Raw genomic sequence first — 12,552 nt, 5'->3', positions numbered from 1 at the left:
CGACGTTATCCCGTGGTGACGCAACCCTCTCGGGGTGGGAAACCCGATCGATTCGTACCCGGACTTAAACGGTACCCGTCGAGAGATGCGTCAGGGGGTCGGCAGGCGGTCATGCGTACCGGCGTACCTCCGGAGTGTCGAGGGCAGTCAGTACGAGTGCGGCCGCGAGGACGCCGACATTCTGCCACGTCGGGCCGGCCGTTCCCGCGGCGACGACCATGATCGGCACCGCGATGAGCGCCGCGATTCGCGGGGCTCTATCGAGGAGGAACAGCGCCGCCGCGCCGAGTTCGAGTGCGCCGACGATCGGGACGAGGATGGATGGTGCCGGTAGGCCGAGTGACTCGAAAAACCGGACCGATGTTCCGTAGGTGAGGAACTTGCTCGCGCCGGGGGCCAGCAGGAGCCCTGCCATTCCGTACCGGAGGAGTGGCCGAAGGTGCTGTCCGATGGCGAGGTCAGTTTCCTCAGTCTCGTGGCTCATCGGTCAATTCCGGGGGCGACTATGTTCCGTCAGTGCCTCTCGGATTTCAGAGAGCGTGCCGTTCGTGGTGTGTTCTTCGACCCATGCTTGGTGGGTGTCGTCTCGGCGCGCTTTCTCCTTGATATGCTCGGCGACCTTCGCCGTCGAAAACTGTTCTTTTGCGCTCTGTGAGGAGTTACAGACCGGACAGTCTTCCTCGACGGCACCACTCATGCGTAGTGTTCCTGGAGATATTCGACGATGTCGTCGGATTCGTACATCGTCACGTCGCGCTCGTGATCGACGAGGAACGGGATCTGATCCTCGCCGCCCAGCGCTCGGAGGTGGTCGTGGGTCTGTTCGTTGCGCGTTTCGCCGGCGGCAGAGCGGGGGTTGTGGATGACGTACGAGACGCCGAGTTCGGTCAGCGCCTCGCGGACCTTCGCTGAGTATCCACACCCTTCTGCCTGGTAGAGTTCTAACATGGTTGCGTGACTGGAGGGCCGTGTAGTTAGCGCGCTCAGGCGTGGGCGTGAACCCGGTCGTGGACGGTTTCGGTGATGGCCTCGAGGTCAATCTCACCGCCGTGCTCGTCTTTGTCCCAGACGAGGTCGTCGTCGACCTGGATTTTGAACACGCCGCCGTGTCCGGGTTGCAGTCGAACGCCATCGAGATCCTGCCCGAACTCGTCGAGTAGCGTTTCCTGCGTTTCCACCGCGTGGTCACGGAGCCCGCACGGGACACAGTATTCGATGTTGACTTCAGTCATTGCAGTTCGACCAACGGCCGCCCCGCAGATAAGTATCAGGTATGTGTTACGAAACGACGTTTCATGTGCGAAACCGTGGTTTCGTTTGTATACGACGTATCGAAGAGATACTTCTTTCAATCCAGCCGTTCGAGATACGTCTATGAGTGATTCGGACGCAGTCCCAGAAGACGAGTGCTTGGCGGTCTGGTGCGCGGGCGATGACTGGTGTGCAGTCACGTGTGCGATGGACATCATCGGCAAGAAGTGGCATCCCGTCATCGTGCACCGGCTCCTGCAACACGGAGCGTTACGGTTCAACGAGCTCAGCGAGGAAGTCGGTGGCATCACGAACAAGATGCTCTCACAGAGCCTCGAGGACTTAGAAGAGAAGGAACTCGTCGACAGGGAGATCGTGAGCGAAAAACCCGTCGCCGTCGAGTATTCGCTCACTGATCGTGGTCAGTCCTTAGAGCCAGTCATCGACTCACTCGAGGAGTGGGGGAAGACGTATCTCCGGCCCACAGAAGATCAAGATCAATCTGTTTGCTGAGCCAAATCTAATTTACAGAGCTGACTGAAGAGACGCTAGTAGTGATTTCGATTAACCAACGTACTCGTCACTTCTTGTCTGTGTTGGTTAATCGATGCTTCCAGCTCTGCGCTACTCCAGACTGGGGCCGTAGCGAGCCGAGCCACACACTCGGCACTCCCAGATCGGTTGCCTCGTCCACGCCTCATCCGGGACCGACTCGTGGGTCTTGAACCGATGGTCGGTTGCCCGTCCACAGGTTTGACAGTCGAGTTCCTGCGTCGTCGGTACCGACGACGCCTGGCGATCAGCCGCAGCTTCGCCAGTAGATACGGTCAGCGCCATCGCTGGAACCAGCCACACCGCGTCGTCGGCGTCGTCGAGGACCGCGTCGAGACGCGACGCATCGCGGATGCCATCCCCACGCTGGTCGTAAAGCCGCGTCGGGGGCTGCTCCTGACGCTCCGACGCTTCCTGCCCGTGCCACCCAGTCCGGTCACGGGCGGCACTGAGAAGCCGCTCTCCCACCTCTGACGACACCTGTACCGCGTCGGGGAGTGAGGGCCATTGCTCGACCAGCTGGCGCGCCGGCGCCTCGTCGAGATCGTAGATGAGCGTGTAGTCGTCGACGGCCGGCTCCGCCTCGTTAGCGGAGAGGAGGTTCGCCGCGGCGCTGCCCTTCGCGACGGCGCCGTAGAACGTGGTCGACTCGACGACCAGGTGGACGATGCCGAGGCACGTCGTCGACGCTGTCTCGTTCGTGCTAGTGGCGTCACTTCCGAGATGGTTAGAGAGACAGAACCGGCATTTCGTCTGGCCGTCTGGGACTGACGCCCCACAGGACCGGCACTCGCCATCGGCGGCCGTCGGCGCATCAGGGTAGCCACCAGAGCTCGTCGCGACGCGTTGCCGCCGTGGGTCACCTTCGCCCCCGTCGTCCAGCCTCGTGTCCGGAATGTGGGACGCCTCGCCGGTCGGCCGCAGTTCTGCAAAGTCAGAATATCGGTTGTGCATCGGTTGGCTCATAGCTTCTGTCGGTATCGTATTTCAACGTCCGGACGCCTTCGCTCGCAACGCACTCTTGATTATGCGAGAGAGTACAAACATATATGGGAGTCCAGCGCCAACACTGTCGTAAGAGGTGCCAAGCATGTCCGAATCCTCGCGAGATGGGGTCCAGTCGTGGAGTGAGTCGATGAGTGCCCGTGACCGTATTCGAGCGGTCGCCGAGACGCTCCGCGAACCGCGGTCGGTCAACTGGATCAGCGAGCAGGCCGACGCCGCCTGGAGTACGACCAACGAGGAACTCCAGGATCTCGTCGACCAGGGCCAGCTGCGCCGCGTTGAGGCCGGCGAAACCACGCGCTACCAGCCGGACTACACGCGACTGCTCTTCGAGGAGATCCGCACGCTCATCGAGGAAAACACGCGCGAGGAGCTGCGCAGCGAATTGGCCGCGATCACCGAGGAGATCGAGGAGTGGCAGGCGACCTACGACGTCGAGACGTGGGAGGAGCTCGAACAGTCGCTCGCCGACGGTGACCTCGCAAGTGCCGAGCTTCGCGAGCGCCGCGACGTCATCGCGTTCTGGCGCGAGAACGAGGAGGATCGCCGCCTCATCAAACACGCACTGGAACTCTACTCTGACGTCGAAGCCGCCCGCGAACAGATGACCGACGTGGCCGACCGCGCCACGAGCTAATCCTTTCTCTCCCAGAATGATCTTTCTCGCCGGTCGCGACCGCTATACACAACGGACCCTCCTGCGCGACGTTCACGACCGATTGACGAATCAACCGGGTTGTGAGGACGTACGCTATCGCCCGTCTCGACGCCGCCCCCGGTACGTTATCGCGGATGTCGATCCGACGACGTTCCTGAGTGACTCCTACGATGCGACGACCGCACGACTCGAGGTTCGCTTCTGGTACCCCGCCGGCGTCGACCACGAATACTACCGCATCAACTGGGTCGAACCGGACCGGAATCTGATGCTCGGTTTCCACCAGGACGCCGATCATCCGGACCTTGGCCCCTGTCACATCCAACTTAATCATGAAGACACGCCGATTGACCGGCATAGCGCGACGTTTCTCGATGCGCACCCGCTCGCTGTCCTCGATGACCGACTCCAACAGTTCCCGGCGGCGGTAGAGGCGATTCGCTGGGGGAACGGGACGCCGTCGCTTCCTACTTGGCCTGTCTAGACCGCGAGTTCATCGAGCGTTTCGTGATGCGTCCGGACAGTCGTTGGCGTGACGTTCCCTGTCTCCGCGACGTCGCTTTGCGTCACCCACTGTCCTTGTTCCTGCCCCGCTTTGTAGAGGCAGGCCGCGGCGAACCCGGCCGGATGGACGCCCGTCGTCACGCCGCGCTCTTCGGCCTGCTCTGCGAGGGCTCGGGCCCGCTGTCGGATCTCGTCCGGACACTCGAGGTCTGAAGCGAGGCGCGGCACGAACATGCTGGGGGAGACGGGCTCAGCCGGGAGGCCCAGCTCTTCATTCAGCGTTTTGTACGCGTTCGTAACTCTCGACTCCGCGACGCGGGCCATCTCGCTAACGTCGTCCACTAACCGCGAGCGGCCGTTGCACCGGCAGGCCCCGTACACGCTGGCCGCGGCGATGGCCTCGATGGATCTGCCACGAAGCAGATTCTCGTTCTGGGCGCTCCGGAAGAGCTGACACGCCTGGTCGCGGACCGAATTGGAGAGTTCGAGGGCACTCGCCAACCGACGCACTTCGCCCAATCCGTGGGCGAGATTCCGTTCCGCTTTCGACCGCCAGCGGCCCCGGGTCTGCTCACGGCGCATCCGCGCGAGTCGCCGTCGCTTCTGCCCGGAGATCTCGTTCCCCTTCGCGTCGGTACCGCGACCGATCTCCGTCGACAGGCCGCGATCGTGGCGAGCCGCAGTGAGTGGAGCACCCGTTCGCTCGCGCTCCTCGTCGTCGTACGCCCGCCACTCCGGCCCGTGATCGATACGCTGTTCGTCGATGACCAGCCCACAGTCCTCGCAGACCGTTTCGACCGCGTTCGTAGTGACCCGTCCGTTGCACTCGGGACACTGGTTTGGACTTGAGTCTACCTGGACGTCCTCGTCGAAGCCAGTTTCGTAGATGTCTCTAGTTGCCATGTTTCCACCATTTCCGGAGAGCCGCTGTTACAGTGGTCCCCTCACCCATTCAGGGGGTAAACAGACCACACTAAGATGAGTGAATTTCACAGGGTCTGTATTACGCATAGAGACGGTATCAGTGCGTATCGACGTAGAATATTGGGAGAATCAGGTCGATTTACCCACTAGAATTGATGGTTCTACCGGAGAGAATCGATGAATCGGTCTATGCGAGCTCCTAAGCTCGCAAAAAGCCCGCTCTGCGAGCCAGTCTTTTCGTTGTTTTTGGGAACGACCGAATCAGACGACTCTGTCTCTAGTTTGAGTTCGAGACCATCCTGATTCTCGACTGAAATCAAGAACTCTTCGCTCGCCGGGAGCCAGTAAATAGTGTCACCATCGTCGACTTCCCTTAGGACTCCAATCTCCGAGAGTGAATCAACCGTATCACGAATCTCACGCATATCCATATTCACCCCACGGGCAATTTCACCGGTTGTCGAACGTCCCTGAGTGAAGAGAAAGTCAAGGACTCTAAGACTGGGCCATCGGCTGAGGATACTCAGGCGATACGCCTGCTCCCCGAGTTCCTCATCCCCAAGTAGTCGTGCCAGTTCAGATTTCGAGGTGTTCGTCATTCTAGGCTTTCCTGCGGTCGCTAAGTTCTTTCCGCGCCTGCTCAGTCAGTTTATAGCGGATCCCTCGTCCGACCTCGGTAGCACGAACCAATCCCTCCTTTTCGAGCATATCAAGGTCTTCCTCAACATTGTAGGAGCTTACCCCAAGTCCTTCAGACAGAGCGTTGATGCTACTCTGACCGTGTTCGGTAAGGTAATCTAATATATCGAGAGCCCCGCCATCGGATAATGAGCCAACTTTTTCTTTGGCCGATTCTGCCAAGATGTCGTTGGTAAAGTCAAAATCAATAGTCTCAACTTGCTCTTCTGCAGCTCTCTCGAGTATCGTATTGAACTCCCGGCAGAGGTGGCGAGGATACGGGGTGACGTCTTGATGTACAAGTTCTATACTATCTGGAGTGAAGGGAGCGACATCGCCGTCGTCGTGTGAACAACCGCCACCGCTGTTCCATTGGCTCTGGGTACAGTAGTATCGAAGCCGTTTATTCACCAAATCAATCGTACTTTCCGCATCCAATCCCGTGAGACGGATTTCGTCACCAATTCGATCTGAGAGAGGTTCGATTTTCGCATGAATGCGGTCCATCATATAGGTAGTTCCATTGAAAATCATCACTGGCTCCCAATCGTCGACGTCCCGTTGAAGGTGGAGTATCTGACGAAGCGTTCCCTCACTACCCGCTATGATTTCGTCGAAGAACAGCACGGTTCGGGTGCCACTCTGATAGCGCTCCTCCAATACCTCCATTATTTGGTCATACAGCTCACTTTGACTAGCTGACGAGTCGACATCCTCGTTCAACTCCCGGAGAATATTCTTCGCCATGGCCTTGCTGTAGCGGCCTTTCTGGACCTGGATGAAGGCGGGGTGAAAACCCTCGATGTCGGCGAGAAGATTGTACATCACCCGGCACAGTATTGTTTTTCCCGTTCCGAAGGGGCCAGTCACGAAGGTATTGACATTTCGTTGTATGTTCTTCTGTAATTCGCGAAGTTCGTCCTCATATCCGGTGAATAACCGGTTGTCGGGCCAGGTTTCAGAGAAAGGGTTTTTCGAAATCGTATGTTCGTCCGCTTCTAGTGGCCAGTTTCCGCCACTTTCCAACTCCTGTTTGATGTCCGTGAGTATGTCCTCAGTCATGGCTCATCCAATCGCTATATCTGTTCTATCAACTCTCCCAGCAATAAAGCCCGTGGTTACTCAATCGACTCTAACAGCCCTAATTGCTCGAAAGACTTTAATACCCCGAATCGCCTTAGTAACTGGTATGGGCGTGACTGCCTGGCCGCAGGACGAGCAATCGACGTGGACCCGCTCAGCGTCGGTTCCTGCGGGGAGACCCTCGACCGGTCCCCTCAGCAGACCTGGGACACCTATCGGGACTATCTGCTCACGATGGCCCGCTCGAGCCGAAATCGGGCATGATCCGCTATGACAAACGCTAACGACTCTTCCGACGACGAACCGACGCATAATTACGAGCCGCTCGAGAGCGCAATCGACACAGCAAAAGAGAAGCTCGACCCGATCGAGGACCGCATCAACGATACTTTCGCTGCTGATGTTGAAGAGATCGAGGATATCCTCGACGTGATCGAGGAGGCTGTCGACGACGCACAGGACACCGACAACGTGACTGAACTCGCGGCTGCGCCTGCGCAGATCGAGTTCCTCCAAGCCAAGGCCGACAATATTTCGAACCAGGCCAATGGTCTCACAGAGGAGTTCGAGGAGTACCAAGTGGCCCTCGAAGCCGTCGAGGACTACGTCGAAGACATCCAGGTCGAGCAGTCCAAGTGGTTCGCCCGCGTCAACGGTATCCCGCTACTCTATGACTCGAGAACAGTCAAGGCGGGTGAACTAATCGAAGACTCTGTCGACCCCGACGATGCCTCCGAGTACTCGATCGAGGCATATACGTCAGAGGTAGACGAGGAAGCCGACGCTCGGTACCCGGACAACGAACAAGACGTCCCTCTGGACGACTTCGACGAGTTCGAGGCGGTTCGAGACAAGGGGGGTGGTCCTGTGTGGCAGTAACGATAGACGACATCGACGAAGGGGATCTCCCCGATCCGCTTCAGGAAGGGCTCGGTAGCTTTCGAAATGCACATCCCCTTCAGGAAATCGAGGTCGTGGTCGGGGTCGGGAACTTCGTAGTGGTCAGTCTCGGGATGTTCAGACTCGGCAAGTACAACGAGGACACGAACGGGCACGAGTTAGAGTACACCCACGACGAGGTCGAGGTGTTTGCTCGACTGCCCCGGAATTGGCCGGAGTGGGGCGGGGAAAATGCCAAGGGGTTTGGAACGGCTCCGCCTCTCCAACGGTCTAATCGAGGGATTCAACTGAACTCGAACTGGAATGCTGGCGTCGAACAGCAAACCACCGAGGCCATCGATCAGGCCGTCGAGTTCTACTCCTGGGGATGGGATCCCAACAATGCACCGGGAGTGCCGATGGAAGTGCCCGAGGATTTGAAATACGCCTACGACCTCGCGGTTGAAATGCTCCAGCACGGATGAATTCGATATCTCTCGGGAAGCCATGAGTGTAGCAATACAACGATCAAGCCGACCCAGCGAGGCCGATGAATTCCATTTCGCGATTTCAGGAGAACAATTCGAAGCCCTCGAGCGGGCACTCTCAGAGAAGCGGGGACCAAACGCAGAGGAACCCGAGCGAGGCGCATTTTGTGTAATCACGCAAGTCCATGGCCGAGACCGAGTGACGTACCTCGTTCAAGACGTTATCATGCCTCACGAGGGCGATACATACTGGGCTGGGAGAGGGCCGATGCACGGTGAGGGAGAGCCGATTGCGAGCGAATCTAAGCAACACGGGCTGCAGTACCGGCCAGAATACCAGCGCCGGGCTCGCCGAGCTGCTGAGAGCATCAACGGTGGTGGACTCCTGATTGTCCACACTCACCCAGGTGGAAAGGCAGCTCCAAACGAATTTGACCGTCGCCGGCAACGTCGGAACCTCTACCCCCTCGCCCAACGGCTTGATCCTAATGCTCCTCTCGGGGCTATGCTCTATTCCGAGGAAGCAGGCGAAGAGAAAGATCAGTGGCACATTCGGGGACTTGAAATGAATGTGGCCCGGACGAGCGGGCAACAAGGCCAAGAGGGTTTCGGACCCGATACAGGCCCTGCAACGCCCGCAACAGCGCTCCGTATCGTCGGCGAAGAGTTTGACAAGAAAGAGACAGCTGCCACCGTACCAAGGACCGGCCCAAAAGGGACGACCGGCGAGATCGACGAGGAGCTGGTTGACTCGGTTGAAGAGTTGTGGGGTTTCGAGGGGCAACGGGAACTTGCCGGACTACGCGTTGGCGTTACAGGGTGCGGCGGTGGTGGCTCAATCCTTGCTGAATACCTCCCTCGGCTTGGAGTTGGAGAAGTAGTTCTGGTGGATTTTGATCGAATCGAACCGGCCAACTTCAATCGGCATCAGGGTGCACGACGCATCGATGTTGACGAACGGCGACTGAAAGTGCGTGTATCTGGCCGGGTTGCGGAGAACGCAGCTACTGCCGAAAACTTCCAAGTCCGTCCCGTTGTCGGGAGCGTCGTCGAATCACACCGGGAGGAGTACGATCCGCTTCCCCACCTTCTTGACTGTGATATCATCATCAATGCCGCCGACCCCCACTGGGTCAGAAAAGTGTTGGATGATCTTTCATACGCAAGTCTAATTCCGGTATTTGACGGAGGGAATTCACTGGATATTGACGACCAAGATGAGCTGACGAGCCAAGCGTACTCGTCGGCTTCACTCGCAGGACCGAGCCATGCCTGTCTCGAATGCGCGGACGCGTGGGTGGAATCACAGGTTAGTGAAGACTATGAAAACCCGGATTCGAGAACCTACATGGGAGAGGATGGAGAGGATCGTGCTCCCAGTGTCATCTCTATGAACGGCCTTATGGAGAATTTCGTACTGCAGCGATTTCAGGCCTTCACGCTCGGGGTTGCACCACGACTAACAAACGGGTCATTCCGTTACAAGCCAGCCTTCGGACGGATCGACCGGATGAAGTACGGACGAGACGAGCTGATTGGATGTAGGAAGTCGTGTGACCGACCGGAACTCGAGGGGCGTGGCGAGCCTGCTATCGATGATATCTATCGGTTTGTAGATCCGATTTTGACTGAACAATTAGAGGATCACGGCCTCGAAGTCAGTGGTGTCGTTGAGCCCGCGCCAGACGGGCTTGAACAAGAAGGCGACCATAATATTGAACTCGACGATGACGAGACGATCACTCAGAGAATCCGTAGTTGGGTGGCGGATCTCAAAGAGTTATTCTGATTGTCTCGGTTGAGTGGCGTCGATTGTTTCGAGCACGTTGTCAGGTCGTGGCTGCGCGCGCAGCGACCGGCGGGAGCGAGCACGGAGCGGAGGGTGGGGCGGCGGGGTCTGGGTCGGTCCGGCACACAGCAAAAAGAAGGCTGCGTCAGCTGGCTATTCGTCCCACCACCGACCGCGCTCCGGGAACTCGATCCGCGACCAGCCAGTGATCGCGAGACTGCATCGCCCTTGGTACCAACTTTTCTTGACCGCTCTGAACCTGACTGTCTGCCCTTCTCGAACCACCGTCTTCCCGCTCTTCTCCCAGACCGTGAATTTCGTTCGCCCGCTTTCGTCTTCGATGAGCCCGACTTGTTGAATTGCGCTACTACTGGGAGACCAGAGTTCGATTATCTCGCCTTCGACCGTCACCTCGCCGACCGGGACGTCCGGCACGTCCGCGATGGGCACGATTGCCCCCGGCGCCGCCTTCAGCTCCTCGAGGGTTTCCAGCACCGCCTTCGTGACGTCCCGCCCGCGCTGCACCTTCTCGGCCAGCTGCTTCGCGACGACCGATCTTGACCAGCCGCCCTGCACTTCGTCGCTGATCCGCATCGCCTGCTCGTTGACCGCCGCGAGCTCCTCTTGCGTCAGCATCTCTCGGGGATCCGTGCGCTCCGCCGGCGCCGGCTCGTCACGACCACACTGCTCGCTGACGACCTCTCGCGTGCGCTGCTCGCGACCCTCCTGCGTTCCGAGCTCGGCCTGGGCACTGATGCGCTCCAGTTCGGCTTCCCGCGCCCGAATGCGCTCCTCCTGTTCGAGGGTGACACCGTGAATCCGGTCCTCGCTCGTGTCCGCGATCCCGTCCGGGTGGTTCGCATCCACCTTCGCCTGCGTCTCCTGCTCGACCGCGGCCTCGAACTCCGGCGTCTCGTCGACGACCGGGAAGCCGTCTTCATCGACGGCCTGACCGCCCGCTTTCTCGAATGCCTGTTCATCGACCGAAACGACCTTTCCGCTAGCGTTGTTACTAGACATTGGAATCACACCAGATTCCGAAGGCGCTCACGCGCCGACTCCGCGATGCTCCAACATCGCGGTTTTCCGACGACAACGACCGACAGAACCATCTGCGCGCTCTCGCTCGCGCCTTCGCGAGCGCCCTACCGGGCGCGAGCGAGAGCGCGCCTGCATGAGGTGGCCCCAACCAGCACCGCGCGCCGACCCGCCCGGAGCGAGCGGCCAGCGCATTCCCCGTTCGCCGCGACGCAACCACGTCCGTCGCGGTCGGCGGAGCCGAGGTCCGGAGGACCCGAACGGGTGAAGCGCTGGCGTCGAGGGCACATCCATTTTAGCCCGGCAGTCCGCCCGCTACTGCAGGCAGACCGCCCGGAATGGTCGGTCGCGAGCGACGCGGAGGGCGGCAGCGGCGAGCGGGGCGGGCCGCTACGTACACACCTGTTCAACCGGCTACGTCGCTCGGTGGGCCATCAACAGTCCTAGCGGACTCAGAAAGGGCGAGGTCGCCTCGACCGTCCCCCGACCCCGCAAGCACCGCAGGCACGAGGCGCGCAGCGGCGGTCGCGGGACGTCGAGCGGCCGCGGGCTTTCGAGGGTCTTCTCCCACTGAATCAGACAAGCACTCAGTCAGCTGTCACCGGCAATCAGGTCCTCGATAAACCGGAAGCCGTTCACGAACGTCACCGAGTCACCGTACCCCTCACTTGCGAGTACGGTTTCGGCGCCTTCGCCGGCCGCGATGTCGGTCGTGTAGATGTACACCTCGGTCGCCGTCCCCGCACTGAGATGCTGGGCAGCCAGGGCGGCGAGGGCGGCGTCCGCACGCTCGACCTCGTCGGCAGGCCGGTCGTCGGCGTTCGCGATGTACCGCTGGACCCCGTCCATCACCCGCGAGACAACCGGTTCGGAGAACTCGAGCGGCGCCGCAACCGTCGCCCAGCCCTCGTCGATCGCGGTGTCGATGGGTGGAGCCTCGACGTCGGACTCGTCGACGGTCAGCTCCTCGTACACCCGTTCGGGCAGGACGAAGGTGATGTCGTTCCGGCGAGCGAATCGGCGAACAGCCTGGTAGCGGCTATTCGAGGGCTGTCCCATTGCGACGAACAGGCCGGTGTCGGCGATGTGGAGCCGGCTCACGCGTCGTCAGCCGCGTCGCCGACGTCCAACTCGTCGAGTCCTGCCCCAGCCTCCTCGATGTCGTAGTGTTCGTGGACGACGGGCCGGAGCGCCTGCAGAATCATCTCCGCCGCCAGCGGCGAGATGTCCAGATCCTCCGCCATGAGCCGGTGGGTCACCTCGCCGCGCTCCCGAGCGACGGCGTAGGTGAGCGCGGTCGCGAGGCCGGCGACGCCGTGGCGGTCGATGTAGGTGTCGATGTCGGCGTCCGTCTCGCGGCGGCCGACGGCGTCGATCAGCGCCGGCGTGATCGTGTACTCGCGGTCGCCCGCGGCGGTCGTCACGGTCAGGTCGATCTCCCGAGCGGCGTACCGGCGTGGCTGCTCGTCGTCGGTGACGTCGACGACGCCGGCGTCGACGAGCCGGTTGACGTAGCTGTAGGCGGTTCCCTGAGCAAGCTCGAGGTCGTCCATCACGTCCTGGACGGTCGCTTCCCCCTCCCGAGCGAGATACGCGTACAGCTGGGCGAGCTGTGGCTCCTCGAGAAGGTCCGCGACCGAGAGGAAGTCCTGGACGATGTCGCCGTCGGCGCGATTTGAAGTGCGTGACACGATTCGTTCTTG

The 12,552-nt window shown here is 60.1% G+C and carries 17 protein-coding genes; 6 read left to right on the top strand and 11 right to left on the bottom strand.

What is annotated here, in order from left to right:
• Positions 1-109 precede the first annotated feature (109 nt).
• From LT974_RS17025 to LT974_RS17010, 4 genes are read right to left on the bottom strand one after another with little or no spacing between them, the layout of a single operon-like run.
• A complete protein-coding gene (locus LT974_RS17025; RefSeq protein ID WP_232590444.1) occupies positions 110-484 on the bottom strand; it encodes a DoxX family protein in 375 nt (124 codons plus the stop codon).
• 3 nt (positions 485-487) lie between these two features.
• On the bottom strand, positions 488-697 hold the full coding sequence (locus LT974_RS17020) for a hypothetical protein (RefSeq protein ID WP_232590443.1): 210 nt from the start codon (positions 695-697) through the stop codon (positions 488-490).
• Complete coding sequence (locus tag LT974_RS17015) at positions 694-948, bottom strand: glutathione S-transferase N-terminal domain-containing protein (RefSeq protein WP_232590442.1); 255 nt, start codon at positions 946-948, stop codon at positions 694-696. The genes LT974_RS17020 and LT974_RS17015 overlap by 4 nt, the downstream gene beginning before the upstream one ends.
• 35 nt (positions 949-983) lie before the next feature.
• Complete coding sequence (locus LT974_RS17010; protein ID WP_123124761.1) at positions 984-1,232, bottom strand: SelT/SelW/SelH family protein; 249 nt, start codon at positions 1,230-1,232, stop codon at positions 984-986.
• A 142-nt stretch (positions 1,233-1,374) separates the two neighbouring features.
• Between LT974_RS17010 and LT974_RS17005 the strand changes: the two genes are divergently transcribed.
• Positions 1,375-1,764: a winged helix-turn-helix transcriptional regulator gene (locus LT974_RS17005; RefSeq protein ID WP_232590441.1), complete on the top strand. Its 390-nt coding sequence runs from the start codon at positions 1,375-1,377 to the stop codon at positions 1,762-1,764.
• A gap of 111 nt (positions 1,765-1,875) precedes the next feature.
• Here the strand turns inward: LT974_RS17005 and LT974_RS17000 are convergent, their stop codons facing one another.
• Entirely contained in the window at positions 1,876-2,757 is an 882-nt protein-coding gene (locus LT974_RS17000; RefSeq protein ID WP_232590729.1) for a biosurfactant protein 1, read from the bottom strand.
• Positions 2,758-2,893: 136 nt separating this feature from the next.
• Between LT974_RS17000 and LT974_RS16995 the strand changes: the two genes are divergently transcribed.
• Together LT974_RS16995 and LT974_RS16990 are read left to right on the top strand one after the other, a co-directional pair.
• On the top strand, positions 2,894-3,445 hold the full coding sequence (locus tag LT974_RS16995) for a DUF7342 family protein (RefSeq protein WP_232590440.1): 552 nt from the start codon (positions 2,894-2,896) through the stop codon (positions 3,443-3,445).
• A gap of 16 nt (positions 3,446-3,461) precedes the next feature.
• The gene (locus LT974_RS16990) at positions 3,462-3,950 is read left to right on the top strand and encodes a hypothetical protein (protein ID WP_232590439.1); all 489 of its coding nucleotides are present in this window, start codon (positions 3,462-3,464) and stop codon (positions 3,948-3,950) included.
• On the opposite strand, the gene LT974_RS16985 is transcribed toward LT974_RS16990, so the two are convergent.
• The 3 genes from LT974_RS16985 to LT974_RS16975 form a co-directional block, all read right to left on the bottom strand.
• Positions 3,947-4,873: a transcription initiation factor IIB gene (locus LT974_RS16985; RefSeq protein ID WP_232590437.1), complete on the bottom strand. Its 927-nt coding sequence runs from the start codon at positions 4,871-4,873 to the stop codon at positions 3,947-3,949. The genes LT974_RS16990 and LT974_RS16985 overlap by 4 nt on opposite strands.
• A 182-nt stretch (positions 4,874-5,055) precedes the next feature.
• Positions 5,056-5,493, bottom strand: a complete 438-nt coding sequence (locus LT974_RS16980) for a hypothetical protein (protein WP_232590434.1) — start codon at positions 5,491-5,493, stop codon at positions 5,056-5,058.
• 1 nt (position 5,494) lies between these two features.
• On the bottom strand, positions 5,495-6,634 hold the full coding sequence (locus LT974_RS16975) for an AAA family ATPase (protein WP_232590432.1): 1,140 nt from the start codon (positions 6,632-6,634) through the stop codon (positions 5,495-5,497).
• Between the two features lie 291 nt (positions 6,635-6,925).
• Here LT974_RS16975 and LT974_RS16970 point away from each other — a divergent pair, with 291 nt between their 5' ends.
• The 3 genes from LT974_RS16970 to LT974_RS16960 all read left to right on the top strand — a co-directional run bounded on the left by LT974_RS16970 (position 6,926) and on the right by LT974_RS16960 (position 9,811).
• Positions 6,926-7,534, top strand: a complete 609-nt coding sequence (locus LT974_RS16970; RefSeq protein WP_232590430.1) for a hypothetical protein — start codon at positions 6,926-6,928, stop codon at positions 7,532-7,534.
• Positions 7,525-8,019: a hypothetical protein gene (locus LT974_RS16965; RefSeq protein WP_232590428.1), complete on the top strand. Its 495-nt coding sequence runs from the start codon at positions 7,525-7,527 to the stop codon at positions 8,017-8,019. Before LT974_RS16970 ends, LT974_RS16965 begins: the two co-directional genes overlap by 10 nt.
• Before the next feature lie 508 nt (positions 8,020-8,527).
• On the top strand, positions 8,528-9,811 hold the full coding sequence (locus LT974_RS16960) for a ThiF family adenylyltransferase (RefSeq protein ID WP_232590426.1): 1,284 nt from the start codon (positions 8,528-8,530) through the stop codon (positions 9,809-9,811).
• 153 nt (positions 9,812-9,964) lie between these two features.
• Here LT974_RS16960 and LT974_RS16955 read toward each other — a convergent pair whose 3' ends face one another.
• From LT974_RS16955 to LT974_RS16945, 3 genes are all read right to left on the bottom strand, one after another.
• A complete protein-coding gene (locus LT974_RS16955) occupies positions 9,965-10,831 on the bottom strand; it encodes a DNA-binding protein (protein ID WP_232590424.1) in 867 nt (288 codons plus the stop codon).
• 609 nt (positions 10,832-11,440) lie between these two features.
• Entirely contained in the window at positions 11,441-11,950 is a 510-nt protein-coding gene (locus LT974_RS16950) for a hypothetical protein (RefSeq protein WP_232590422.1), read from the bottom strand.
• Positions 11,947-12,540, bottom strand: a complete 594-nt coding sequence (locus tag LT974_RS16945; RefSeq protein ID WP_232590420.1) for a helix-turn-helix domain-containing protein — start codon at positions 12,538-12,540, stop codon at positions 11,947-11,949. The genes LT974_RS16950 and LT974_RS16945 overlap by 4 nt, the downstream gene beginning before the upstream one ends.
• Positions 12,541-12,552 lie beyond the last annotated feature (12 nt).

The organism is Halobacterium noricense (assembly GCF_021233435.1).
GTDB classification, from domain to species: Archaea; Halobacteriota; Halobacteria; order Halobacteriales; family Halobacteriaceae; genus Halobacterium; species Halobacterium noricense.
The sequence above is the reverse complement of the archived record's forward strand: the minus strand, read 5'-3'. Positions and strand labels throughout refer to the sequence as shown.

What these genes read in the sequence shown, in the direction of transcription:
- LT974_RS17025 (WP_232590444.1), bottom strand. Translation starts at nt 484, where the DNA reads ATGAGCCACGAGACTGAGGAAACTGACCTCGCCATCGGACAGCACCTT.
- LT974_RS17020 (WP_232590443.1), bottom strand. Translation starts at nt 697, where the DNA reads ATGAGTGGTGCCGTCGAGGAAGACTGTCCGGTCTGTAACTCCTCACAG.
- LT974_RS17015 (WP_232590442.1), bottom strand. Translation starts at nt 948, where the DNA reads ATGTTAGAACTCTACCAGGCAGAAGGGTGTGGATACTCAGCGAAGGTC.
- LT974_RS17010 (WP_123124761.1), bottom strand. Translation starts at nt 1,232, where the DNA reads ATGACTGAAGTCAACATCGAATACTGTGTCCCGTGCGGGCTCCGTGAC.
- LT974_RS17005 (WP_232590441.1), top strand. Translation starts at nt 1,375, where the DNA reads ATGAGTGATTCGGACGCAGTCCCAGAAGACGAGTGCTTGGCGGTCTGG.
- LT974_RS17000 (WP_232590729.1), bottom strand. Translation starts at nt 2,757, where the DNA reads ATGCACAACCGATATTCTGACTTTGCAGAACTGCGGCCGACCGGCGAG.
- LT974_RS16995 (WP_232590440.1), top strand. Translation starts at nt 2,894, where the DNA reads ATGTCCGAATCCTCGCGAGATGGGGTCCAGTCGTGGAGTGAGTCGATG.
- LT974_RS16990 (WP_232590439.1), top strand. Translation starts at nt 3,462, where the DNA reads ATGATCTTTCTCGCCGGTCGCGACCGCTATACACAACGGACCCTCCTG.
- LT974_RS16985 (WP_232590437.1), bottom strand. Translation starts at nt 4,873, where the DNA reads ATGGCAACTAGAGACATCTACGAAACTGGCTTCGACGAGGACGTCCAG.
- LT974_RS16980 (WP_232590434.1), bottom strand. Translation starts at nt 5,493, where the DNA reads ATGACGAACACCTCGAAATCTGAACTGGCACGACTACTTGGGGATGAG.
- LT974_RS16975 (WP_232590432.1), bottom strand. Translation starts at nt 6,634, where the DNA reads ATGACTGAGGACATACTCACGGACATCAAACAGGAGTTGGAAAGTGGC.
- LT974_RS16970 (WP_232590430.1), top strand. Translation starts at nt 6,926, where the DNA reads ATGACAAACGCTAACGACTCTTCCGACGACGAACCGACGCATAATTAC.
- LT974_RS16960 (WP_232590426.1), top strand. Translation starts at nt 8,528, where the DNA reads ATGCTCTATTCCGAGGAAGCAGGCGAAGAGAAAGATCAGTGGCACATT.
- LT974_RS16955 (WP_232590424.1), bottom strand. Translation starts at nt 10,831, where the DNA reads ATGTCTAGTAACAACGCTAGCGGAAAGGTCGTTTCGGTCGATGAACAG.